At 45.4% G+C, this 25,498-nt stretch carries 14 protein-coding genes; 12 read left to right on the top strand and 2 right to left on the bottom strand.

The window, feature by feature from the left end:
• The first annotated feature begins 16 nt into the window (after positions 1–16).
• On the top strand, positions 17–1,000 hold the full coding sequence (locus CI959_RS01775; protein ID WP_008774095.1) for a TlpA disulfide reductase family protein: 984 nt from the start codon (positions 17–19) through the stop codon (positions 998–1,000).
• 124 nt (positions 1,001–1,124) lie between these two features.
• Here CI959_RS01775 and CI959_RS01770 read toward each other — a convergent pair whose 3' ends face one another.
• Both CI959_RS01770 and CI959_RS01765 read right to left on the bottom strand, forming a co-directional pair.
• Positions 1,125–4,469, bottom strand: a complete 3,345-nt coding sequence (locus CI959_RS01770) for a glycoside hydrolase family 2 TIM barrel-domain containing protein (RefSeq protein ID WP_172680051.1) — start codon at positions 4,467–4,469, stop codon at positions 1,125–1,127.
• Positions 4,470–4,567: 98 nt separating this feature from the next.
• The gene (locus CI959_RS01765) at positions 4,568–5,122 is read right to left on the bottom strand and encodes a DUF3332 domain-containing protein (RefSeq protein ID WP_005861730.1); all 555 of its coding nucleotides are present in this window, start codon (positions 5,120–5,122) and stop codon (positions 4,568–4,570) included.
• A 518-nt stretch (positions 5,123–5,640) separates the two neighbouring features.
• Between CI959_RS01765 and CI959_RS01760 the strand changes: the two genes are divergently transcribed.
• From CI959_RS01760 to CI959_RS01710, 11 genes are all read left to right on the top strand, one after another.
• A complete protein-coding gene (locus CI959_RS01760) occupies positions 5,641–8,730 on the top strand; it encodes a TonB-dependent receptor (protein ID WP_005865885.1) in 3,090 nt (1,029 codons plus the stop codon).
• A 30-nt stretch (positions 8,731–8,760) separates the two neighbouring features.
• Positions 8,761–10,368 (top strand): RagB/SusD family nutrient uptake outer membrane protein, encoded by a 1,608-nt coding sequence (locus CI959_RS01755; protein WP_005861734.1) that lies wholly within the window; start codon positions 8,761–8,763, stop codon positions 10,366–10,368.
• A gap of 126 nt (positions 10,369–10,494) precedes the next feature.
• Positions 10,495–11,460, top strand: coding sequence for an alpha/beta hydrolase (locus CI959_RS01750; protein ID WP_005861736.1), 966 nt, complete (start codon positions 10,495–10,497; stop codon positions 11,458–11,460).
• A 38-nt stretch (positions 11,461–11,498) separates the two neighbouring features.
• On the top strand, positions 11,499–13,448 hold the full coding sequence (locus tag CI959_RS01745; protein ID WP_005861738.1) for an ABC-F family ATP-binding cassette domain-containing protein: 1,950 nt from the start codon (positions 11,499–11,501) through the stop codon (positions 13,446–13,448).
• Between the two features lie 585 nt (positions 13,449–14,033).
• Complete coding sequence (gene nagA, locus CI959_RS01740) at positions 14,034–15,200, top strand: N-acetylglucosamine-6-phosphate deacetylase (RefSeq protein WP_036629182.1); 1,167 nt, start codon at positions 14,034–14,036, stop codon at positions 15,198–15,200.
• Positions 15,201–15,212: 12 nt separating this feature from the next.
• Positions 15,213–16,379, top strand: a complete 1,167-nt coding sequence (gene nagA, locus CI959_RS01735; protein ID WP_005861742.1) for an N-acetylglucosamine-6-phosphate deacetylase — start codon at positions 15,213–15,215, stop codon at positions 16,377–16,379.
• Between the two features lie 182 nt (positions 16,380–16,561).
• Entirely contained in the window at positions 16,562–18,547 is a 1,986-nt protein-coding gene (locus CI959_RS01730) for a glucosamine-6-phosphate deaminase (RefSeq protein ID WP_005861744.1), read from the top strand.
• Between the two features lie 158 nt (positions 18,548–18,705).
• Positions 18,706–19,272: an RNA polymerase sigma-70 factor gene (locus tag CI959_RS01725; RefSeq protein ID WP_005861746.1), complete on the top strand. Its 567-nt coding sequence runs from the start codon at positions 18,706–18,708 to the stop codon at positions 19,270–19,272.
• A 65-nt stretch (positions 19,273–19,337) separates the two neighbouring features.
• Positions 19,338–20,378, top strand: coding sequence for a FecR family protein (locus CI959_RS01720; RefSeq protein WP_005861748.1), 1,041 nt, complete (start codon positions 19,338–19,340; stop codon positions 20,376–20,378).
• A gap of 244 nt (positions 20,379–20,622) precedes the next feature.
• On the top strand, positions 20,623–23,883 hold the full coding sequence (locus tag CI959_RS01715; protein ID WP_230327206.1) for a TonB-dependent receptor: 3,261 nt from the start codon (positions 20,623–20,625) through the stop codon (positions 23,881–23,883).
• A 33-nt stretch (positions 23,884–23,916) separates the two neighbouring features.
• Positions 23,917–25,431 carry a RagB/SusD family nutrient uptake outer membrane protein gene (locus CI959_RS01710; RefSeq protein ID WP_005861752.1) on the top strand — a complete coding sequence of 505 codons (1,515 nt, stop codon included), beginning with the start codon at positions 23,917–23,919 and terminating at the stop codon, positions 25,429–25,431.
• The last annotated feature ends 67 nt before the right edge of the window (positions 25,432–25,498 follow it).

Genomic DNA, 25,498 nt, shown 5'->3' with positions numbered 1-25,498 from the left:
TAAATAGAATAGAGAAATGAAGCAATTTTGTATGATGGCGCTTGCCGGCCTTTTGGTGGTTGGTTGCCAAGAAGTTCCAAAAGGATATGTTATCAATGGCGAGGTAGAGAATATGCCCGACGGCAAGATTTACTTGAAGTCATTCCGTAATAAAATGTTCTTTGACGTGGATACGGCAGAGGTAAAAGACGGGAAATTCACCTTTAAGGGTGAGGTAGATCAGCCTTTACTTTTTGGTTTGGCAACCGAGAATATGAACTATCCGGTTCAGCTCTTCTTGGAGAATACGGATATGAATGTCAAGATCGGGAATGACGGGGAGACCATCACCGTACGGAACTCGCCGGTGAATGATGTCTTTCAAGAAAATGCGGAGAAGGTATTTGAGGAAGGGTATGATATTGACAGTTTGATTTCGAAATATCCGGATTCTCCGGCGGCGGCGTTCTATCTATATCGTTATTTTACCTACCAATTATCTTTGGATGATTTGAAGGCGACTCGTGCGAAGATTTCCCCGGCATTGGCGAATAGTCCTTATGTGAAGGACTTGGACGGTATTATCAAGCAATTAGAACACGTACAGATCGGACAAGTCGCTCCGGAGTTTTCCTTGCCGGATACTGCAGGAGTTTCTGTGTCATTGTCGGACTTTAGGGGAAAATATGTGTTATTGGATTTTTGGGCCTCTTGGTGTCCCCCGTGTCGCAAGGAAAACCCTAACGTGGTAAATGCCTTCCAGCAATATAAGGATAAGAACTTTACGATCGTAGGTATATCCTTGGACAAGGATAAGGCTAAATGGCAGAAAGCGATCGCAGACGATCATCTGACTTGGGCTCACGTTTCCGACTTGAAATATTGGGATTCTGAGATCCCTGCTCTTTATGGGGTACGAGGTATTCCGGCAAATGTGTTATTGGATCCGAATGGGGTGATCATCGCCAAGAATATCACTGGAGAAGACTTACAGAATACCTTGAAGGAAGTGATTAAATAAGGATACGTTACTGCAACCCGCCTTGCAGTAGTGCTGCAAAGCCGTTGCAGTAGTATAAACAAAGGGAGTGTATTGGATTAAGCCTAATACACTCCCTTTTTTATGGATAAGTTATGACTTTTCTTTATTTAAGCGGAATAAGGGTAAAGCCCCAGTTGTATTCCCGGTTTGCGGGTAATGTATAAGCTGGTTCCGGACGTGAACCCCAGCTATCATAACCTGCTACACCTTGTTGTTTCAAGTCGACGCAAACCTCAACGAAGTCGCGAGGCGTGATATTGTTGATATGATGCTGGCGACGTAATACGTTCTTTGCTGCGGCTTCATCATGATTCGCTACTTGCTCTGGTGTGAAATTACTCCATTGACGGGATAGGCCAGTCGCTTCCTCGTCATCGAAATCCTCTATGGAATTACGCAAAGCGTTAAATCCAATCGTATTATCCGCTTGGATCAACAAGCCTTTCTTGCCGGTACTAAGTGATACCCAACGAGTGTCGGTATGATGACCGTTTTCCTGCGGGCGTACATATGGGAAATATAATTCCTCGGCTGTAGATTTATATAAGCCGACCATACTACCGGCGTTTCTATCCAAGTAGTTCTCAGCAGGTCCTCGTCCGAAATATTCCACTTGATTCATGCTTGCCGGTAAGCGGAAGCGAACACCGATACGGGGAACATTCAATTTGGAAGCCTCTTTACGGGCGGCGTCACGTCCCGGAGTGAAAGTTGCCGTGCGAGTAGATTCCGATACCTCGGTTTGGGCGGCATCCATATCCGTGGATGTGAAACGGGCGGCCACATTTACAGCTCCGCTTGGATAGATCGTATAATTAACAATGTATAGATTTCCTGCCGGCAATAAATAGTTCACGTTAACCACGGCGTTATTGCCATCCATAGTGACGGTAGCGTCTGTTACGTTGAAGTTCTTGCTGCTTTCCTTCCATACTTGTAAGCGTTTTGGCATACCATTTCCGTAATCGTTATCGGTCGGCGCACGCCAGAAGTTCGGTTGGATACCAAAACCCTCGCTGAAATATTCCGTACCATCCACTTTATAAGAAGTAACGATTCCTGTCTTCTTGTTAAACATGAAGTTTACCTTTGAGGAGGATGCCGATAAGTTATCTCCATTTGTCGAAACCGTTAATTTAGGGCCGCTGGTCTTAAACGCCTTCTTGGGGCTTTCGATCGGTAAGCGGAATTGATCGCAAGCGATTTCGTGTCCGATAGGGATTAACGGCTCTTTTTCTACGGTCGTTACGTTGAAGTTTACGAAATATTCCGTACCGGCTTGTGGCTTTAAGTTGCCTACGGGAACCGTAAATTCCTTAGAAGCTTGGGGTTCTATGTCCAAAGAGACTTTACCGGAGCGTACAACTTTATTATTGGCTGTTACGCTATAGTGGACCATATATTTCTTTAGGTTCGTGAAATAAAAACGGTTCGTGACGCGGAATAAACCGTTCGCTAAATCGATCGCCTCAAACCCGATATTTTGATGGGCGTATTTAACCTCTGCCATAGCGGGATGCGGGGTACGATCCGGGTTTACTATACCGTTGCAAAGGAAGTTTCCGTCACTAGGGGCGTTTACTCCATAGTCACCACCATAGGTATAATATTCACGTCCATTCTTATCTTTTTCCAAGATACCTTGGTCCACCCAGTCCCAGATGAATCCGCCTTGCAGGTTCGGGTATTTATAGATAGCTTTCCATTGATCCCATAAGTTGCCGGAAGAGTTTCCCATCGCATGTGAATACTCCGAAGGAGCTACCGGACGATCACTACCCTTACGCCCGATTTCCTCTAGCCATTCAGCGCTCGGGTATTGAGGTACGTACATATCCGTATTCCATTCCCAAAGGGCACGTTCATAGTTCACCGGACGATTCATGCTATTTATTTCCTTGTCTTTCAGATATAAATAAGTTTGATAGAAGTTGTATCCGTTTCCAGCCTCGTTTCCGAGTGACCAGAAAGTAACGCTCGGATAATTCTTGTTTCGTTCGTACATATTCATCGTACGGTCCATATGCGGGATCAGCCATTCCGGATTATTACCCAAAGTGCCGCCTTTTTTCAGGCTGTAATACATACCGTGAGACTCGATATTCGCTTCATCGTAAACATACAATCCGTATTCGTCGCAGAGTTCATAGAATTTACGGTCTTGCGGATAGTGGCATAGGCGGACAGCGTTGATATTGTTTTGCTTCATCAGCTCGAAATCCTTACGCATGAGTTCCTCGGTTACGTAATGTCCGGTTTCCGGGTTATGCTCATGAATATTGACACCCTTGAACTTAACCGGTTGCCCATTGAACAATAAGACCGTATAAGGTTTTCCGTCTTCCGCTACTTGGTCAATTTGCTTCATCTCGAACCGGCGGAAACCAACGTTGAATGGAACTACCTCGATTACCTTACCCTCTTCTTTTATCGTCATCAATAATTTGTATAGATTCGGATGCTCGGCACTCCAAGGGGCTACGTTCTTTAAATCATACTCGAAAGATGCTGTTTGAGGACTTGCAGGACTTACCCATATATCATTAGCCTCGGAGGTCACAAGATTACCTTTTGCGTCCAAAAGCTCATATCCGACATTTAAATTTTTCGTTTCTTGGGTATGATTCTTTAAGTCTACCGCCAGTTTGAAGATTCCATTCGTATACGTATCGTCCAAGGTTGAGACGACACGGAAATCTTGAATACTGGCCTTGGGTTGAGACCAAAGGAATACGTCACGTTCGATACCGCTCATTCTCCAGAAATCCTGACATTCCAAATAAGAACCGGTGCTCCAACGGAATATCTTTAATGTAAGCACATTCTTTCCGGGTTGCAGGTATTTATTGATCAGGAACTCGGCGGGATTTTTGGAATCCTCGCTATAACCCACTTCTTTCCCGTTTAAATATACGTAAAGGCCGGATTTAGCTCCGCCGATGTGTAAATAAATATCCCGGTTATCCCAACTTGCGGGTATCTCGATGTCTCTGCGGTATACGCCAACCGGATTCGCTTCCGGCAATAACGGAGGTTGGGGATTTCTTGGTTTAAACTCGTAACCATGATTCGTATAAATGGCTACGCCATGCCCTTGTACTTCCCAGTTTCCGGGAACGGTTATATCATCCCATGAAGAGGTATTAACGGAAGGATCTGTGATATTTTGAGGAAGATCTTTGTAAGAGTCGACAAAGAAAAATTTCCAAGTACCGTTTAATAGGGAATAGTACGGGCTTTTCTCAAATCGAGAGGTGAGGGCGGTTTCTCGGTCCGCATAACTCATGAAGGAGCTTCTGGGTTTTTCCTTGTTTACGGCTACGACTTGAATGTCTTGCCAATAAGGTTTTACGGGTTGGGGTGAAGAACCGTCCGCATAAGCCATTCCGGAAATAAGGCAACCTAATGCTCCGGAAAGCATCATTTTTTTGATAGAGTTCATATTCATCGTATTTTATTTAGATTAGCACTGGGGAATTGAAAATTGAGAATTGAGAATTAGAAGTGACTCTACGTAATTTTCAATTCTCAATTCTCAATTTTCAATTATTTAGCTGCATAGTAAGAATATCCGTCAGCTACCTGTTGGAAAGCTAAAACACCTGCTTGGTTTAGCTCGACATTCATTTCCTTGCCATCGGGTAAATACATGACAACTTCGTCATCACCATTGAATTTTAATAATTTTGTGCTTTCTCCGTTAGCTTCTACATTCCAGCTTTGGTCAGCCTCGTTGAAAACTAAGTCAACCGCTTTCTCATCGCCTTCCTTTTGGATATGGTATCCGTCAACTTTTGTTTCTACGGTATAAACGCCGTCTTTACCATCGATTGTTTTAACGTTACCTACATCCGCTACAGGATTACTTCCGCTCCAAAATTCGATAGAGTTGATCACAAGGACATCAGCCAAAGCGGAAATCTCGTAAACCGGGACAATCCAGAAAGCAATGAACACTAGCTCATTAACAAACTTACTGTCGATGCTTCTATTCCACGTTAAAAGTTTGTTTGTTAAACCAAAAGATCCTATACAGGACGAAAATAGGATACTACTTGCCACCGTAGTCGCTAGTAATAAAGTTAAGCTTTTCTTTTTCATAATTTAATAATTAGTTATTACAAGGGACGAAGATAACAACTTTTTCATGATAAATAGTGGTTATAAAGGAATAAATGGAATAAGTGCCTTAATATTAATCAGGCTTCTATAAGTACGTAGTTCTGGCGGAACTCCGTTTATTACTCATATACACTAACTTCATGTTTGAATTTCAAACCATATACCTCTTTGATGTCCATAGCTCCATACTAAAAAAGATTATGGTTGAAAAGATTGTTTGTTAAATATTTTAATAATTAGGTGGTGTCGTTTTAGATTCGTATGCGAAAAATTAGTCTTTTTTGTTTTATAATTAAAAATAGTGCTATATTTGCTGCGTCTAATGATTATAAGTTCCGCCAGAACGATGAAGAAGTGCTTTCATGGTAGTTAACCGAGGATTTATAATTATACATTAATGATTTAGAAGAGTGAATATTATAAGAAACGAGATCTAAAATAGTATGCCTTAAGTCTTATAATAGTAACAGCTATTTAATAAACAAAAAACGATTCTTATGTTGAAAATTGTAAGACCTGTCAGTTTTGTTCTATTGTCTGCAGCGTTTTGTTCCGGAGGTGTGGTTCATGCTTCTGATCGTGCGGCGATAACTCCGAGGGTAGGTATTTCCCAGCAAGAAGGTAGTTTGAAGGGAACGGTTAGTGACAGTTTTGGCCCTGTGGCCGGAGCGTCAATAGTTGTAAAAGGTACTACGAATGGTACTGTAACCGACATGAATGGTAATTTCGTGTTGGATGTGAAGAAAGGGGATGTGATCCAAGTATCCTTTATCGGTTATCTAACTCAAGAATTCAAATATAATGGAGAGCCTTCCATCAATGTATCCTTGCAGGAAGATACCCAGAAATTAGATGAGGTGATCGTTGTCGGTTATGGTACGCAACAGAAGGCGAACTTGTCGGGAGCGGTAGCCCAATTGGATAGCAAGGAGTTGACAAGCCGTCCTATCTCCAACGTGTCTTCCGGTCTTCAAGGTATGATGCCGGGTGTAACCGTTACCTCGGGTCAAGGCCGTCCGGGACAGGATGGTAGTACGATCCGTATCCGTGGTGTCGGTACTTTGAACTCTGCCAGCCCATATATCTTGATCGATGGTATCGAGAGTGGCTCCATGAATGATATCGATCCGAATGATATTGAGAGTATTTCTGTATTGAAAGACGCTTCTTCCGCCGCTATTTACGGTTCGAAGGCTTCTAATGGTGTTATCTTGATCACGACAAAACGTGGTAAGACGGGTGCTCCTCGTATCTCTTATAACGGATATGTGGGTGCCTCGAAAGCTACTTCCATGATTGATCGTGTCAGCTCAGCCGATTACGCACGTTTGTGGAATCGTTTCGAGCCGGGACGTTATAGTGACGAGGACATCCGGATGTTTGAGGATGGCTCTGATCCTTACGGACATCCTAATACGGACTGGAATGATGAGGCTTATCGGACAGGTTTGTTGCATAAACACAATGTTAGTATTACAGGAGGTGCGGAGAACGTGAAGTATATGGCTTCGGCCGGATATTTAGGGCAGACGGGTATCCTTCCTAACTCAGATCGTAAACAGTTTAACGGACGTACGAATCTGGATATGCAGTTGACGAAGAAACTGGCTGTTCGGATGAACATGTCTTTTATCAAGAATGACTTCTCGGATCCGAATGCTAGCTATTATGGTGGTTCTTCCGACCAGATTATCCGTCAATTGAATATTATTAGCCCGATGATCCCTGTCAAGGATAAGGATGGCAAATACGGACAAACTAACGATGGTAACCCTATCGCATGGTTGGATTCCGGGCAGACGGTGGATAATTGTAACCAGAATTTTACGGGGGCACTTTCTGTTGATTATGATATTATTGATGGGCTGAAGGCTACTGTGACGGGTGCCTATGTGAACGAGGACCAACGTCATACGGAGCGAGTTCTGAGCATACCGGATGATCCGGCATCTGCGTCTCGTACCACTTCCTTGGTTGAACGTTTCGTGAATTGGAAACGTTATAATTTCGATGCTTTGCTGAATTACAGCAAGAACTTTGGTCAGCATGGCTTGAAAGTGATGGTAGGTTATCATGCGGAGAAGTATGAGGTTAGCAAGAATCAGATGCAGAGGAATAATTTCCCGAGTAATAGCCTGAATGATATGGATGCCGGTGGGGCTTCTACACAAACAAATGATGGTTTGAGCCGAGAGCTTGCCATGCTTTCCTATTTTGGGCGTATTAATTATGATTTTGCGGGAAAATATTTATTAGAGGCAAACTTCCGTGCGGATGCTTCCTCTCGTTTTGCTCCGGGACATCGTTGGGGATATTTCCCTTCTTTCTCCGGTGCTTGGCGTATCAGCGAGGAGGAGTTTATGGAAAGTACGCATGATTGGTTGAGCAGTTTGAAGATTCGTGCTTCTTGGGGTATGTTAGGTAATCAAGACGCCTTGAATAAATCGAACCCTTGGGAGAACCAATATTATCCTTGGATGCAGACTTATAATTTGGATGGTAATTATCCTATGGGAGGCAACTTGACGACGGGATATTACCAGAAAGCCTATCGTATCGAGGATTTGTCATGGGAGAAATCTACGACTTGGGGTATTGGCTTGGATGCGGTTATTAATCATGTGACTTTCACGTTTGATTACTATGATCGCAAGACTACGGATATCATCATGGAGGTACCGGTCCCGACTGAGTTTGGCTTGGATCCTTATTTCGACAACGTGGGTTCTATGCGTAACCGAGGTGTCGAGGTACAGCTAGGTTATAACAATAAGTGGAATGACTGGTCATTGAATGTGATGGGAAATATGGCCTATAATAAGAACAAGATCGAGGATTTAGGAGGTGTAGACCGTATGACAAATCCTGATGACGGTGATTTGTGGCGTTTTGTTGGAAAGCCAATCGATTCTTACTATGTATATAAGGCTGATGGCTTTTTCCAATCTGACGCGGAGGCACAACAATGGATGGATACCTATAAAGGAAAAGACGGCTACCCGTTCGGACAGGATTTCCAAGCCGGTGATTTACGTTATGTAGATACGAATGGAGATGGAAAGCTGGATGCGGATGACCGTGTATTGTCTAAGACTATCAATCCAGTTGTTACATTTGGTTTGAACTTGAATGTAGGCTATAAAGCATTTGACTTGACTTTGAACTTCACCGGTGCGGCTAATGTAGGCCGTGCGTTTACGAAAGAAGCGTTTGGTGAGTTCTCGGGTAGTGCCGGACATCCTTCTACTGCATGGCTGGATAGCTGGACACCGGAAAATACCAATGCAAGTATGCCGCGTGTAGCGGAGTCTAGAAAATCTCCGAGTGAGGCTTCTAACGTGATGTCTGATTTTTGGGTAATTAATACCAGTTACCTGCGTCTGAAGACATTGCAATTGGGATATACGCTTCCAAAGAGTGTGCTGAACGCTATCGGTTTGTCGAATGTACGTGTTTATTATTCTGCGGAGAATTTGTTTACGATAGATTCTATGCCATTGAACGTAGACCCGGAGACGGTTAGTTCCCGTTTGTCTAGCTACCCATTAGTGATGACAAATTCTTTTGGCGTAAATGTGACATTCTAATTAGTTAAGACCATTTAAATAGAAGATTTTATGAAACGATTATCAATATATATGTTGGCGGCTGGTATGGCTGCGTTATCTACTTCGTGTTCGGATTTTCTGGATACGGTGCCTAAGGATCAGTTGGCTCCTTCTACCACATGGCAGACAGAGGCGGATGCGAAGGGCTTCATAGTAGGCTGTTATAAGGATTTGCTAGATGGAAATACGTTGCTTTATCTGGATTGTGGCTCAGATATAGGCTATAATAATTTCCCTTGGGAAGGATTCCGCCCGTGGGGGGATGGGTCATTGTCTAGTTCTAATCCTGGGCAGATCCTTTATGATTACAAGTCGATTCGTAAGGCGAATACATTCTTGGAGAATGTAGACAAGGTGACGTTTTCTAGTGACGCTGTAAAAGCTAATTATGTGGCTCAAGCTAAAGCGATCCGTGCTTATAAGTATTTCTTGATGAATTGGTGGTATGGTGGTGTGCCTATTATTAGTTCTTATTCAAGTGCGGACGAGGCTAAAGTGGAACGTAATACGGAACAAGAGGTACGCGATTATATAGCTAAGGATTTAGACGAGGCCTTAGCTGGGATTGCGGAGGCTCCGGAGGCTCGTGGCTATATCGCTAAAGGTGCTGTTTTAGCTATCAAGATGCGTGAGGCTTTGTATTATGGTGATTGGCAAAAGGCAAAAGACGCAGCTAAGGCAATCATTGATTTGAAGCAGTATGAGTTGGATCCGGATTATACGAATCTTTTTAAGGTATCGGGAGTGGATTCTAAAGAGATAATCCTAGCGGATCAGAATATTGAGACGTTGGACGGATTGGGAACCATCGGGCAAATGTATAATAATGTTGACCAAGGTTGGTCTTCTATCGTCCCGACCCAGAATTTGGTGGATATGTATGAAATGTCAGATGGATTGACGAAAGAAGAGTCGAAGACTTATGACGCAAAGCATCCGTTCGCGAATCGCGACCCTCGTATGGCCATGACCATTTTATATCCGGGACGTGACTGGAGAGGTGATGTCTTGAATACTTTGGATGAGAAACTTCAAGATGGTACTGTCAACAAGAACTTCCCGACTTATACAGATAATGCTTCCAAGAGTGCTTTGACTTGGGCGAAATACTTGGATCCGATGGATCAATATGGAGATGTTTGGAGTTCGGGAGCTTGTCCGATCGTATTCCGTTATGCGGAGGTTCTATTGACGTATGCGGAGGCCGCGAATGAGCTGAGCGGTCCTTCTGATGAGATCTATGGTTATTTGAACCAGATCCGCCAGCGTGTAGGAATGGGGGAAGTGGATAAGGCTAAATATGGGACGAAGGATAAACTTCGTGAATTGATCCGTCGTGAGCGTACGGTAGAGTTGGCCGGCGAAGGCTTGCGCCGTGCGGACATCGTCCGTTGGCAGGAAGATGGAAAGATGCTTGCCGAGAAAGTCATGAATGGTGATTTGTTACGTGTTACAGGAACGATTAATTATGGGGAGTCTGAGCCTACTAAACGTGCGGAAATCACGGGTACGGCTGTTATTGAGACTCGCCAGTTCTCTTCTCGTAACCGTTACTTGCCGATTCCTCAAACAAGCATGGATAAGAATCCGAACTTGAAACAGAATCCGGGTTATTAATTTCCTATAAAGATGTTAGATAAAGAAGGGGGAAGGCCGAGAGGTTTTCCCCTTTTTTAGTTACATTTGGCGGATACTGAGATTGTATGTCTCATGTGTGCTTTAAGTATATAAATTGATTCCGTTATGAAAAAGAAACTGATAGCTTTCGTTTGCTTTCTTCTCGTATCCTTGTCTGGTCTGCCCCAGTTGCCTGTACGGTTGAATGAGCGTCCGGTGGTGTTGAATACGTCTACCGGGGTATTAAAAGGGAAGATGGTAACTCCCAATCAGGAGTCCGGTTATCCTGTGGTATTGATCATCCCCGGCTCCGGCCCTACGGATATGGACGGGAACTCCGCCGCCTTGCCGGGTAAGAATAATTCCTTGAGATATTTGGCGGAAGGGCTGGCAGGGAAGGGTATCGCTTCCCTGCGTTATGATAAGCGGGGTATCGCTTCGAGCGCCTCGGCCGGAAAGGATGAGTATTCCATGCGTTTCGAGGACGGGATCAAGGACGCACGAGGCTGGATCGATTATTTAAGCAAGGACAAACGGATCTCCGGAATCTATGTGTTGGGGCATAGCGAGGGAGCGTTGGTCGGTATGGCGGCTTCGGTGGATAATCCGAAAGTGAAAGGATACATTTCGGTGGCGGGTGCGGGGCGTCCCGCTTATGAGATCATAGAGGAACAGATGGCCGGTCAACCGGAAGTGATCCGGAATATGGTGAGATCCATAAACACGTCCTTGAAGGAAGGGAAGCTCGTACCGGACGTGCCGATCGGTTTGCAAGCCCTGTTCCGCTCGTCGGTACAGCCTTATATGATCTCATGGTATACGTATAATCCGCAGGAAATCATCAAGAAACTAAAAGTCCCGGTGTTGATCTTGCAAGGGGATAAGGATATGCAAGTATCCGTAAAAGACGCCGAACTATTGAAGCGATCCCAACCTTCGGCCGATTACCATTTGATCGGGAATATGAACCATCTGATGAAGACTTGCGATACGATGGATCAGCAAAAACAGATGGCTACCTATACCGATCCGGCCCTTCCGTTGCATAAGGATGTGCTGATATTAATTGAAAAGTTTGTGAGTAAACCTTGAACTGTTGTATCTTTGCGGTCATAAATTAAAGAGACAGTATGATTTCGGTTGAAGGACTAACAGTTGAGTTTGGCGGTTTCACGCTTTTTGATGACATTTCATTTGTGGTAAACAAGAAGGACCGTATCGCCCTAGTGGGCAAGAACGGAGCGGGTAAATCGACGATGTTGAAGATATTCGCCGGTCTGCAATCACCCACATCGGGAACCGTTAGCGTGCCGAAGGAGGTCACGATCGGATACCTGCCCCAGCACATGCAATTGGTGGATACCCGTACGGTTCGGGAGGAGGCGGAGTGCGCTTTCGAGCATATCCATGAGATGGAGGAGGAGATCAACCGCTTGAATACCCAATTGGCGGAGCGTACGGATTACGAGTCGGAAGGTTATCAAAAGGTGATAGACCGTGTCACTTATTTGACCGAGCATTTTCAGATGATGGGCGGCAATAATTATCACGCCGAGCTGGAACGTACGTTGATCGGGTTAGGTTTCTCCCGTGAGGACTTCGATCGCCCGACGTCCGAGTTCAGCGGTGGATGGCGTATGCGTATCGAACTAGCTAAGCTTTTGCTCCGCCAGCCGGATGTCTTGCTACTGGATGAGCCGACGAACCACTTGGACATCGAGTCCATCCAATGGCTGGAGAACTTTATCGCTACCCGTGCCAACGCCGTGATCTTAGTCTCGCACGACCGTGCCTTTATCGATAATACCACGTTTCGTACCCTTGAGATTGAGTTGGGGAACATCTACGATTATAAGGTAAAATATTCGGAGTACGTCGTACTTCGCCGCGAACGCCGCGAGCAGCAGCTACGCGCTTACGAGAACCAACAGAAGAAACTGGCCGATACCGAAGCTTTCATCGAGCGTTTTCGTTATAAAGCCACGAAGTCCGTACAGGTACAATCCCGCATCAAGCAATTGGAGAAGGTGGAACGTATCGAGGTAGATGATGTGGATACAGCCATGCTGCGACTGAAATTCCCGCCCGCTCCCCGTTCCGGCTCCTATCCGGTGATCTGTGAGGAGGTGGCGAAGCGTTATGGCGATCATCTGATCTTCGACCATGTGACCTTGACAATCAATCGGGGCGATAAAGTAGCTTTCGTCGGAAAGAACGGCGAGGGTAAATCTACCTTGGTGAAATGTATCATGGGAGAGATTGCCGATTTCACCGGAAAGCTCCAATTAGGCCATAACGTGAAGATCGGTTACTTCGCCCAGAACCAAGCGCAGCTATTGAACGAGAACCTTACCGTTTTCGATACGATCGATTACGTAGCCCAAGGGGATATCCGTTTGAAGATACGGGATATCCTAGGTGCTTTCATGTTTGGCGGCGAGGCCTCCGATAAGAAGGTGAAAGTCCTGTCGGGTGGCGAGCGTACCCGTTTGGCGATGATCCGCTTGTTATTGGAGCCGGTCAACCTGCTGATTCTCGATGAGCCGACGAACCACTTGGATATGCGTTCGAAAGACGTGCTGAAAGACGCCTTGAGGGAGTTCGACGGCACGGTGATCGTGGTTTCCCACGACCGTGAGTTCTTGGATGGCCTAGTCGATAAGGTCTATGAGTTCGGTAACCAGAAAGTCGTCGAGCATTTAGGCGGCATCTATAATTTCTTGGAGCATAAGAAAATGGATAGCTTGCGTGAATTGGAACGTTCTACTGGGACGAGTACTTCCATGTCCGGTACCGGTGAGGCTCAGGTATCCCATAACAAGCTCTCCTATGAGGCAAGGAAGGAACTGAGTAAAGTGATTAAGAAAGCGGAGAAAGCTGTTGCCGAGGCCGAGGCCCGTATCTCGGAGCTTGAGAATGGCATTGCCGTTATCGAGGCGAAGCTGGCTACGCCGGAAGGTGCCTCCGACGCTTCTCTCTACGGTGAATATTCTGCCCTAAAAAAAGAACTTTCCGATGCGATGGATCTATGGACCGAACGGACAATGGAGTTGGAAGAGTTGAATACGCAGGATTCATGAAAAGGCTGCTAGCCAGTGAAAGGCAGCTTATCTGATCTTTTTGATTCAAATACTCCTGTTTTCGTGACAAGTGCTTGCCGTTGATGATGCGAAATAGCGGAAGAGAGAGTGCGAGAGCTGGCTTTTAAAAGGGAGAATATCCCTTTTCCCATGCGTGATAGGCCGCATTGGGCTACGCCAGTACTGCCATCGGCCGACGCATATGCCGCCGTTGGGCATCGTGACTACTCAAGAATAGGGTTATGACTACTTGTGAATAGGCATTCTTACCCTGCTAGAACCGTATTGTAACCCTATAAATGATACCAATCTCTCCCTTTGATATGAATTAGGATGAATTGATTTCGCTAGAATAAAAGGCTGTTTTGGGGTATGGTGTTGGCCATTAGTTGATTACTGAAATTTTCTTTCGGATTTAGAGGCGAGCTGTACTTAGGGCCCGGAATATTCGATTCTCCGGAGGTTCGGATTACAAAGTGTCATTTTGATTATTCTTTGAAAATAACCTCTAATAGCTTACTCGTTTTAAAAAGAAAGTCCTTAACTTTGCTATCCAAAGAAACGCGAAAGCTTAAAACACATATCATGTTAACACAGATCATTAATGGAAAGATTCTTACCCCGCAAGGCTGGCTGAAAGACGGCTCGGTATTGATAAGCGACGGGAAGATTTTAGAAGTGACAAACTGCGACTTAGCGGTAGTGGGGGCAACCTTGATAGACGCCAAAGGTATGTACATCGTCCCCGGAGGCGTGGAAATTCACGTGCACGGAGGTGGAGGCCGTGATTTTATGGAAGGCACCGAGGAAGCTTTCCATGCGGCGGTGGCCACACACATGAAACACGGTACTACCAGTATCTTCCCCACCTTATCCTCTTCTACCATCCCGATGATCCGTGCCGCCGCCGAGACCACCGAGAAACTGATGGCCGAGAAAGATAGCCCGGTTCTGGGGCTTCACTTAGAAGGACATTATTTCAATATGAAAATGGCTGGTGGACAAATCCCTGAGAACATCAAGAATCCCGATCCCGAGGAATATATCCCTTTGCTGGAGGAAACGCATTGTATCAAGCGCTGGGATGCCGCTCCGGAACTTCCGGGAGCGATGCAGTTTGGTAAATATATCACCTCGAAAGGCGTGCTCGCCTCGGTAGGGCATACCCAAGCCGAGTTTGAGGATATCCTGACCGCTTATGAGGTAGGTTATACCCACGCCACCCATTTCTATAACGCCATGCCGGGCTTCCATAAACGCCGCGAGTATAAGTATGAGGGAACGGTGGAAAGTATCTATCTACTCGATGATATGACCGTCGAGGTCGTGGCCGATGGTATCCATGTGCCGCCTACGATCCTTCGTCTGGTCTATAAGATAAAAGGTGTGGAACGCACTTGTCTGATCACGGATGCCTTGGCTTGCGCTGCCAGTGATAGCCAAGTCGCTTTCGATCCCCGTGTCATCATCGAGGATGGCGTGTGTAAGTTGGCCGACCGCTCGGCCTTGGCGGGTAGTGTCGCCACGATGGACCGCCTGATCCGTACGATGGTGCAGAAGGCCGAGATCCCCTTGGAGGATGCCGTGCGTATGGCCTCGGAGACTCCCGCCCGTATCATGGGCGTATCCGATCGCAAGGGAACGTTGCAGCGGGGCAAAGACGCCGATATCGTCTTGTTGGACCGTGACTTGAATGTCCGTGCGGTCTGGGCGATGGGTAAGTTGGTTGAAGGTACGAATAAACTATTCTAAGCAAGAACGATTATGTTGACACAGATTATAAATGGCCATATCCTTACGCCGCAAGGATGGATGAAGGATGGTTCCGTATTGATTAGCGACGGGAAGATATTGGAGGTTACAAATAGCGATTTAGCGGTGATTGGCGCCAAGGTGGTGGATGCGAAAGGAATGTCGATCGTTCCCGGTTTCGTGGCGATGAATATCCATGGCGGTGGGGGCTTCGACTTCTCCGAATGTACGGAAGAGGCTTTCCACGGTGCGGTAGCTGCCCATCAGAAGCATGGGGCCACGACGATATTCCCTACCGTGTTGGCTCCGGAAATCGGGGTGATCGATAAGGCGGTGGCCGTATGCGAGGAGATGATGAGGAAAAAAGACGGCCCTATCTTGGGATTGCATATCGAGGGACCGTATCTGAATCCGAAGATGGCGGCGAGCCTGTTTATCGATAAGGAGAATCCCGCCGACCCGAAAGAATATAAAGAGATATTGGAACGCACGGATTGCATCAAGCGCTGGGATTCCAGCCCGGAGATACCGGGTGCGCTTGAGTTCGCCCAATACTTGAAGTCGAGGGGAATCCTATCCGCTATCTCGCATACGGAAGCGGAGTTTGATGATATTAAGACCGCTTACAATGCCGGTTTCACGCATGCGGCTCATTTCTATAACGCCATGCCTGGTTTCCATAAGCGTCGTGAATATAAGTACGAGGGAACGGTGGAAAGTGTTTTCTTGATGGACGATATGACGGTAGAGGTGATTGCTGACGGGCGTCATTTACCCTCTACGATCCTCCGATTGGTCTATAAGCTGAAAGGAGTGGAACGTACTTGCTTGGTTACGGACGCTCTCTCATGCGCAGCCAACGAGGGTAAGCCGTTATCCGATCCCCGCATTATCATTGAGGATGGCGTATGCAAGTTGGCGGATCATTCTTCATTGGTGGGAAGTATCGCCACGATGGACGTACTGGTACGTACGATGGTGCAGAAGGCTGACATTCCTTTGGCCGATGCAGTCCGTATGGCTTCCGAGACTCCGGCCCGCCTGATGGGGGTAAGCGATCGCACCGGAACCTTGCAAAGAGGGAAGGATGCGGATATCGTGATCTTGGATCGTAAGTTGAACGTGCGTGCGGTATGGAGCATGGGAAACTTAGTTCCAGAGACAAATACATTGGTCTAAACACGTTAATAATAAAGAGAGGGGCTGTCTTGGCTGGCCGGGACGGTCCTTTTTTATTTTTAGGCGATATAGATCAAACCTTTCGGCTAATAAATTTGTTCTATCAACGTATGGCGAAATCAGTACTTATTTCATATATTTGTGATTCAAGTAAGATTGTAATACTAAATCAATAATTAAACATGAAAACGAACCTTAGTTCTCAAATTACTCTGACGCGTATACCGTTGCGGTATTATCGCCCGGAAAATGCTTTCGAGCATTCAGTTTTAACCCGTTTGGAAAAGATTCCGACAAACATTTATGAATCGGCCGAGGAAGGTTCTTTCGCTATCGCTAAAGAGATAGCAACACAAATCCGTAAAAAACAAGATATCGGTAAGCCCTTCGTGATCGCTTTACCCGGCGGACGTTCTCCGCTAAGCGTTTACAAGGAGTTGATCCGTATGCATAAAGAGGAGAAATTAAGTTTCCGCAACGTGATCGCTTTCGTGGAATATGAGTTCTATCCATTGGCTAATCCCAGCGCCGGAAATCTGGCTCGCTTAAAAGAGGAGTTATTCGATCAGGTCGATATCGATCCTGCGAATATCTATTGCCCGGACGGAAGCATGCCGAAAGACGCTATCCTAGATTTCTGTCGCCAGTATGAGGAGACGATCCAATCCGTGGGAGGTATCGATTGCATGTTGCTAGGTATCGGTAACTCCAGCAATATCATGTTCAACGTGGGTGGAACGACGATCAGCTCGCGTACCCGTATGGTCTTGTTGGAAGGCGCTTCTCGCAAGGAGGCTGCCCGTACGTTCCCTTCGCAGGAGAATGTCCCGGCAGGTATCATCACGATGGGTATCTCTACGATGATGAACGCCCGCAGCGTGATCTTGATGGCTTGGGGCGAGGATAAGGCTAGCATTGTCGCTAAGACCGTTGAGGGCAAGGTTAGCGATGCCGTTCCTTCCAGCTATTTGCAGAATCATCCGAACGCCAAGGTCGTGATCGATCTTTCCGCCGCTTACGACTTGACTCGTATCAGCCATCCTTGGTTGGTGACTAGCTGCGAGTGGGATAATAAGTTGATCCGCCGTGCGATCGTTTGGTTGTGTCAGTTGACGGACAAACCGATCTTGAAATTGACAAACAAGGATTATAGCGAGCACGGATTGGGTGAGCTATTGGCGTTATATGGTTCCGCTTACAACGTAAATATCAAGATATTCAATGATATCCAGCATACGATTACCGGATGGCCGGGTGGCAAGCCGAACGCCGACGATTCCAATCGTCCGGAGCGTGCTAACCCGTATCCGAAGAAAGTGATCGTATTCAGTCCGCACCCGGATGATGACGTGATCTCCATGGGCGGAACCTTGCGTCGTTTGTGCGACCAGCATCATGATGTGCATGTGGCTTACGAGACTTCCGGTAATATTGCCGTAGGCGACGAGGAGGTAATCCGTTATTGCGAGTATTTGCGTGATGTATGTGAGAAATACTCTCCCGACTCGGCCGTGAAGGATAAGGCGAACGAGATCATCAACTACCTGCGTTACGAGAAGGTGGAGAACGGCGAGCCGGAGCGGAAGGATGTCCTCTTTATGAAAGGAACGATCCGTCGGGAGGAGGCCCGTCACGGTTGCCGCTACTCGGGCGTGAAGGACGATCATGTTCATTTCTTGGATCTTCCGTTCTACGAGACCGGATTAGTGAAAAAGAATGATTTGAGTGAGGTCGACAAGGATATCGTAAAGGCCCTGTTGCTCGAGATCAAGCCGGATCAAATGTTTGTCGCCGGTGACTTGGCTGACCCGCACGGAACCCACAAGGTTTGTCTGGATGCCGTACTGGCCGCTATCGACGAGGTGAAAGACGAGGAATGGATGAAGAACTGCCGTGTATGGATGTATCGCGGCGCATGGGCAGAATGGGAAATGGACCATATTGAGATGGCCGTACCTATCAGTCCGGAGGAGTTGCGCTTCAAACGTAACGCTATTTTGAAGCATCAATCGCAGGCCGAGAGCGCTCCGTATCTGGGTGACGACGAGCGTTTGTTCTGGCAGCGTGCCGAAGATCGCAACCGTGCTACCGCGGAGTTGTATCGCCAATTAGGTTTGGCTTCTTATGAGGCGATCGAGGCGTTTGTACAATATATCCCGTTGAGATAATATCTAGCGATAGAATAATCTGAAAGCCCTATCTGATTAAGTTCGGATAGGGCTTTTTGTTTTTGTGTTATTTTTTTCGTGTGGGCGTAAGTAGATCTGTTTCTATGATCGTATATAGATAAAGGAGAAGCCTTGAACTGTCTAATATAATACAAGAAATGTCCACATTGAGCATGAAAGACTATATTATTAAGAACCATGAGTTGGATAAATTTAAATTATTATATCTGGAGAATGCCCCCAGACTGATCTTTTATGCCTCGAAATATGTGGATAGCGATACGGCGGAAGATTTAGTGCATGATATATTCATCAAGATCTGGCAAAAGAAAGAGATTTATTCCGTGGAAGAAGGCTTGAAGACATACCTATTCCGTTCCGTTCAAAATGCTTGCCTCGATTACCTAAAGCATAAATCAATAGAAATGACTTATGCGGATGAGGTTGCTCGTAGACTAAAGATAGAGGAGATAGATTATTATAATCAGTCGGATGCGGCGGAGCTGGAGAAAGAGCGTCTGGACTCCGTTTACCGGGAAATAGCCAAGTTACCGGACAGATGCCGAGAGGTTTTTACGTTGGCTTATGTGGACGGGAAGAAATCAGTGGAGATCGCAGGAATGCTAAATATCTCTCAACGTACGGTAGAGGCGCAACTCTATAAAGGATTGAAGATCATACGGAATGTGTTGGCGCTTCTGGCACTGGTTTTATTTTTTAGATGAAAATACGGTAGAATACGTAAGTAAAAAGAGGAAACCGGTCGTATATATTATAAATGAAACAGAAAATGGAATCTAATAATTCGATAGAAGAACTGATCATACGCTATTTGCAGAACGAGATTCAAGAGGATGAACTTCGAGTGTTGGATGCTTGGATTCATGAGAGTGACGCTAATAAAGCCCACTTCTTTGAGCTTAAGGGGCTTTTTGACACTCGGAAAGAAGTGGCGTTCTTGAACCATTATTCCGTGGAGCGTAGTTGGGAGCGAATGGCTGGAAAGCTGGATGCGATCTCTGGCGTATCTGTGAAATCCAAGGTCCTTGGCAAACAGTTCTGGCTTTCATTCTTGAGATATGCGGCGATTATCGTAATCGCTATGGGAATAGGTGTGGGTATGAATCAATGGATAAGCAATCGTTTATATGCCGGCGATATGGAATATAACGAGATCGTAGTGGAAAAAGGCGGACGTGCGAACACGCTATTGCTATCCGACGGCAGTAAGATCATACTCAATGCCTCCACCCGTTTTAAATACCCCACCTCTTTTAATGGAGATGAGCGTGTGGTTCATCTGGAGGGTGAGGCCTATTTCGAGGTTGCGAAGAATCATTCGAAACCTTTCATCGTAAAACTAAAGAACCAACAAATCACGGTACTCGGAACCTCATTCAATATACAGGCTTTCAACGATGATCGCTTTAGCGTCACCACCTTATTAAGTGGTAGTATCCTGTTGGAATCTTTTGACGCTCAAGGACGGAAAATGAGTAGCATGAAGCTAAAGCCGAATCAACAAGCCCGGTCGGATAACCGGACCGGCTCTATTTTCTTGTCAGAGACAGATGCCTCGATCTCGAACGCTTGGGTAGGAGGGAAATATCGTTTCAAGGATGAGACCTTAGTCTCTATCGTAAAACGTCTGGAGAATTACTATGGGGTAAATATCCGCTTGGCGCATGACAGTCTGCGGAACATCCGCTACACAGGAACCTTCTCCTTGGATCAAGGTATACAAGAGGTGCTAGATATTATTAACTCGGAGAAACAATTCACTTTCACGAAAGACGGAAAAGATATCCTGATATCGGCGAGGAGCAAATAACAAAATAATAGATGTATAACCTTAAACATTCGAATTGCCTATGACAAATACCTGATCACAAAAAAGAATCGGGACTGACACCACTCACCCCCGATTCTTAGACGTTCATTATTCGTTTAATCACCTTTATCGCTGTCCTCTAAAAAGTAGCGAGCAAGGTAAGTCATTAATAAAAAATAATTACAAACTTATGGAAAAAGTCTGGAATAGCGATGAGCTATTGCCTAAAAAAATTAAATCAATCATGAAGATCACATTGCTTTTTTTAATACTGGGTATATTGCATGTCTCGGCGGATACCTATGCGCAAAAAGCTCAAGTTACGGTAGAAGTAAAGAACGGGACGTTCTATGATGTCGTCTCGGAGATTGAGAAACAGACCGAGTTCATGTTTTTCTATAAGAGCGAGGATATCGATAATAGTAAGCAGGTGGATATACAGGTGAAGAATCGCCAAGTCACCGACGTGTTGAATGAGTTGTTGAAAAACACGAACCTGACCTACCGCATATCAGGTAAGCACATCACGATCTTGAAGAAAGACGCCGTACAGCAACAAAAGAAAAAGATCTCCGGTACCGTTACGGATCCGGATGGCATACCGGTTATCGGGGCCAATGTCGTGATTAAGGGTACGACGGTCGGTACGGTTACGGATCTGGATGGAAAGTTTAGCTTGGATGCGGCTAATAACGATATCCTGTCATTTTCCTATATCGGCTATGCGGAGCAAGAGATCGAGGTCGGGAATCGTACACTGTTTAACGTGAAGTTGGCCGAGGATTATAAGGCGCTTGAAGAGGTCGTTGTCGTTGGATATGGTACGATGTTGAAACGAAACTTGTCAACATCAGTGGGTTCCGTAGACTCGGAGAAGTTATTGGAGCGTCCGAATGCCACGAACGTATTCCAAGGATTGGCCGGAAAGGTGGCTGGTGTTAATATCGCCTTGAATTCTGGTGCGCCGGGTGGTAGTCCTGCGATAAAAATCCGTGGTATCGGTTCTTTGAATTCTTCTAATACACCGCTATATGTGGTCGATGGTGTGGTTGGCGTGGATCCGGACCAGATTGATCCGAATATTGTCCAGTCTATCGATATCTTGAAAGACGCTACTTCCTCTTCTATTTATGGTGCGAGAGGTGCGAATGGCGTTGTGGTGATAACAACAAAGGAAGGTAAGAAAAATACGACGAATATCTCGTATAATACAGTTCTGTCAGCAGGAACGTTAGCTCGTAAAGTCGATGTCTTAAATGCGGAAGAGGCTTTGGATGTATTCAAGCGTGCTTATGAGGCTCAACCGGGACGTATCGCTCCCCATCTGGATCCGAGCAATATGTTTACGCATAAGAATGACCTGTTCAATCCGGACGGGACTCCGAAATATGATACGGATTGGCAGGATGCCGTGACTCGTACGGCTTTTTCTCATCAGCATTCACTTAGTTTCTCTGGAGGAAGCGATAAGCTGACCGCTGTGGCGAATGTAAGTTACAAAGATAATCAAGGTATAATGTTGGAGACCTATAAACGTCAGTTAAACGCATTTATCAATGTCGGATGGGATTTGAAAGAATGGTTCCATTTACAGGCCATGTTGAATGTTGGATCTAGTAATGCCCGAAACTCGGAGAATGCGATCTCTCGGTATACATTGGAAGCATTACCGTTCCTTCCGGTTCAATATGAGGATGGTACCTATTCCCGTAAAGGAGATTATCCAGGTGCGGAAGATACGGAGAATCCCGTGAGGATTTTAAAGGAACGTAAGAATATCGATAAGAATCAGTACACGTTGGCTAACGTGATTGGTACGTTTAAGATTACCTCTTGGTTAAAGTTAACGACTAGCTTCAGCCGCCAGGATGGTTCTTATATCAATTCATCTTATAACCCGAGTACCTTATTCGGCTATGGAGATACTCAAAAGGGTAAAGCGGAGAAAGCACATCGAAATACGATGTCGTGGACGAATGAGGACTACTTGACTTTTGATAAAAGCTGGAATAAGCATAACTTGAATGTCGTAGCGGGAGCCAGTTGGTATTACTCAAAAACAGAGAAAAGCGAGCTAGGGGCCGAGAATTTCTTCGATGATTATTTTGAGTACAATAATATGGGAGTCGGCACCGTACGTTCTAAGGTTGGCTCAGACTATACGGATAATAAAATGAATTCTTACTATGCCCGTATCAACTATAATTTTGACAATCGTTACTTATTGGGCGCTTCTTTCCGTGAGGATGGTTCTTCTCGTTTTGGCTTGAATAACCAATATGGTTTCTTTCCTTCATTCTCGGCCGCTTGGCGTGTATCCAATGAGAATTTCTTCGAGAACGCAAAAAAGGTGATTGATGATATGAAAGTCCGTTTGAGCTACGGTACGGTGGGTAACGCGGAAATCGGTGATTATGCGTCTATGGCACGTTATGAGAATAAACGCCTTCCTTTTGGCAAGGATATGACGACGATCGTTACGTTGAAAAGTATGGCAAATCCGGATTTACGCTGGGAGAAATCCAGACAACTTGATGCGGGTATCGATTTGAGTTTCTTTAATGGGCGTATCGAGTTTATGGCGGATTATTATCATAAGATTACGACTGATTTATTGTATGAGCTACAATTGCCTTCTAACTCGGGATATGAGAAAACTATGACAAATCTGGGTAAGATCCGTAATCAAGGTCTTGAGATGAGCTTGAATACACGCAATATCCAAAGCCGTGATTTCTTATGGACTACCTCTTGGAATTATACGATGAACCGATCGATGGTACTGGATATAAATGATAATATCATTGGTAAATGGGGAGGACGTATTGAAGAGGGACATCCTTTAAATGCCCTTTACGGCTATGTTCGCCTAGGTACATGGGGAACCGATGAGGCGGAAGAAGCCGCTAAATATAATAAGAAACCCGGCGATATCAAGTATTGGGACAAAAATGGTAATGGAATGAAGGATGGTGAAGACCAAGACTATATCGGAAATGGCGCTCCTAAATTCGAGATGAATATGACAAATACATTCTCGTGGAAAGGCTTCACGTTTATGTTTGATTTACAATGGGTGTATGGTAATAAGTTGATTAACTTCACTCGCCAGTTGATGGGTAACCGTGTGACATTCTCCAATGCTTATGCGGACATTCCGGTGAACGCTTGGACGCCGGAAAACCAAAACACGATGGTGCCTAGCTTGCGCCTTCCGGGAGATGGATATGAGAATGACGTAGATTCTTGGAGTTGTGAGCCGGGTTCGTTCTTGCGTTTACGTAATATCGGCTTGAAATATGACTTTAGTTCCCGTATGCTTTCTGCCGCTCACATCAAGAGTTTATCCTTGGGATTCAATGTGGAGAATGCGTTCTTGATTACGAACTATTCTGGTAGTGATCCGGAGGTGACGAGTTATGATGCTGTATTTGAGCAAGGAGTGGATTTTTATACCTATCCCAAACCTCGTACGTATTCATTTACTTTAGGTGTTAATTTCTAATTGTTTAATCTTTACTTCGTAAAAAACTAAGATATGAAAAATAAAGCGCATGTATGGATGTGTGGCTTGCTTTCGGCGACAATGGCTTTTACATCCTGTACGAATTTTTTAGAGGAAGACCCGAAAACCTTCTTGAGTCCTTCTGAATATTATACGACAGAGAACCAGATAAAGGCGGCTGTGGATGGCACTTATGACGGGCTTGATGATCTGTTGAGTTCCGACCTCGAGATTGCCACAGTTCACCTTTTTAACTTGGAATATCTTGTAGGTACTAGTTATCGTCCTCGTGCGGCCGGTAATGAGCAGAACCAGTTCTTGTTGCTTTCCGGTTTGGAAGAGAGTAACGGCATTATTCGTAACTTCTGGAAGGCTACTTTCTTTCCTTTGGAAAATTGTAATAGCGTGATTCAAAATGTTTCCGCTACGGATATTATTAGCGAGAGCCAGAAAGCGAAGTATCTGGGAGAGGCTTATTTCTTGCGGGCGTATTACTATTTTCAAGGGGTACAATTATTCGGGGATATCCCGTTGAAGACGGAACCTACGGTAGACTTGAATACGGTGAAGATTCCAAGGTCTCCTAAGGAAGATATTTATAACCAGATCGTGGAAGACTTGAAAAAGGCGGAGCAGTCCGGTTTGGATTGGAGTGATAAAACAGGCCATGTCTCTATGGGAGCGATCAAAACCCTTTTAGCCAAGGTTTATTTGACAATGGCAGGTTATCCGCTTCAAAAAGGAAATGAGTATTATCAATTGGCTTACGAGAAAGCCAAGGAGGTTATTGACAGTGGAGCCTTTAGCTTGTTCGCTGATTATAAGGATTTACGTGCGTTAGAGAACGAAAATAGTGGTGAGCATATTTTTATGATCCAGCGTGAGGCGCAAGATGCCGGGGCTCCTTTCCATTTTGGCCTTTTGCCTTATCCGGAACAACCGATTTCCATTACTCCGGCTTATGGGGGTGGTTTGGCTCCTCGTAAAGAGTTTTATGAAAGTTATGATGACCAAGATATTCGTAAACGGAATGAGGAGTTTTTCTATACTTCTAAACCCAAATATGGTGATCCGGAGACAACGATTACTTTGGATGTTCCTTATCTATGCAAATATTGGGATGAGAATGCGGAATCTACAGGAAAGAGCGGGGCGAATATCCCGGTTTACCGTTATGCGGATGTTCTATTAATGTGTGCGGAGGCAAAAGCTACCTTGGATGGAGGATCTACTTCTGACGCTACGGCGGTAGATGCTTATTTCCAAGTTCGTCACCGTGCGTTGCCTGATGAGGCGAGACCAACTTCGATCACGGTTGATCAAGTATTGAAAGAGCGTGCGTGGGAACTCTGTTATGAGTTTACAGGATGGTATGATATGTTGCGTACTCACCGTGCGTTTGATCCGGTATCGAAGCAAATGGTTGATTTATTCGGCTATCAGGCGGTTAATCATACGTATCCGTTTAAAGAATCGGATTTGGTTTTCCCGGTACCTTTGCGTGAGAAAGAACTGAACCCTCTGCTCGGTGAGGATGTCGTTCGCTAAAAGTAAGCGGGCGATTCTCTAGACTAGAGGTGTGTGGGAGGATATTACTATCCGTAGTAATCCGGAT

The sequence above is a fragment of the Parabacteroides sp. AT13 genome, from assembly GCF_002272965.1.
Classification (GTDB): Bacteria; Bacteroidota; Bacteroidia; order Bacteroidales; family Tannerellaceae; genus Parabacteroides; species Parabacteroides distasonis.
Note: the sequence above shows the minus strand (reverse complement) of the source record. Positions and strands in the feature narration are given on the sequence as shown.

What these genes read in the sequence shown, in the direction of transcription:
- CI959_RS01775 (WP_008774095.1), top strand. Translation starts at nt 17, where the DNA reads ATGAAGCAATTTTGTATGATGGCGCTTGCCGGCCTTTTGGTGGTTGGT.
- CI959_RS01770 (WP_172680051.1), bottom strand. Translation starts at nt 4,469, where the DNA reads ATGAATATGAACTCTATCAAAAAAATGATGCTTTCCGGAGCATTAGGT.
- CI959_RS01765 (WP_005861730.1), bottom strand. Translation starts at nt 5,122, where the DNA reads ATGAAAAAGAAAAGCTTAACTTTATTACTAGCGACTACGGTGGCAAGT.
- CI959_RS01760 (WP_005865885.1), top strand. Translation starts at nt 5,641, where the DNA reads ATGTTGAAAATTGTAAGACCTGTCAGTTTTGTTCTATTGTCTGCAGCG.
- CI959_RS01755 (WP_005861734.1), top strand. Translation starts at nt 8,761, where the DNA reads ATGAAACGATTATCAATATATATGTTGGCGGCTGGTATGGCTGCGTTA.
- CI959_RS01750 (WP_005861736.1), top strand. Translation starts at nt 10,495, where the DNA reads ATGAAAAAGAAACTGATAGCTTTCGTTTGCTTTCTTCTCGTATCCTTG.
- CI959_RS01745 (WP_005861738.1), top strand. Translation starts at nt 11,499, where the DNA reads ATGATTTCGGTTGAAGGACTAACAGTTGAGTTTGGCGGTTTCACGCTT.
- nagA (WP_036629182.1), top strand. Translation starts at nt 14,034, where the DNA reads ATGTTAACACAGATCATTAATGGAAAGATTCTTACCCCGCAAGGCTGG.
- nagA (WP_005861742.1), top strand. Translation starts at nt 15,213, where the DNA reads ATGTTGACACAGATTATAAATGGCCATATCCTTACGCCGCAAGGATGG.
- CI959_RS01730 (WP_005861744.1), top strand. Translation starts at nt 16,562, where the DNA reads ATGAAAACGAACCTTAGTTCTCAAATTACTCTGACGCGTATACCGTTG.
- CI959_RS01725 (WP_005861746.1), top strand. Translation starts at nt 18,706, where the DNA reads ATGTCCACATTGAGCATGAAAGACTATATTATTAAGAACCATGAGTTG.
- CI959_RS01720 (WP_005861748.1), top strand. Translation starts at nt 19,338, where the DNA reads ATGGAATCTAATAATTCGATAGAAGAACTGATCATACGCTATTTGCAG.
- CI959_RS01715 (WP_230327206.1), top strand. Translation starts at nt 20,623, where the DNA reads ATGAAGATCACATTGCTTTTTTTAATACTGGGTATATTGCATGTCTCG.
- CI959_RS01710 (WP_005861752.1), top strand. Translation starts at nt 23,917, where the DNA reads ATGAAAAATAAAGCGCATGTATGGATGTGTGGCTTGCTTTCGGCGACA.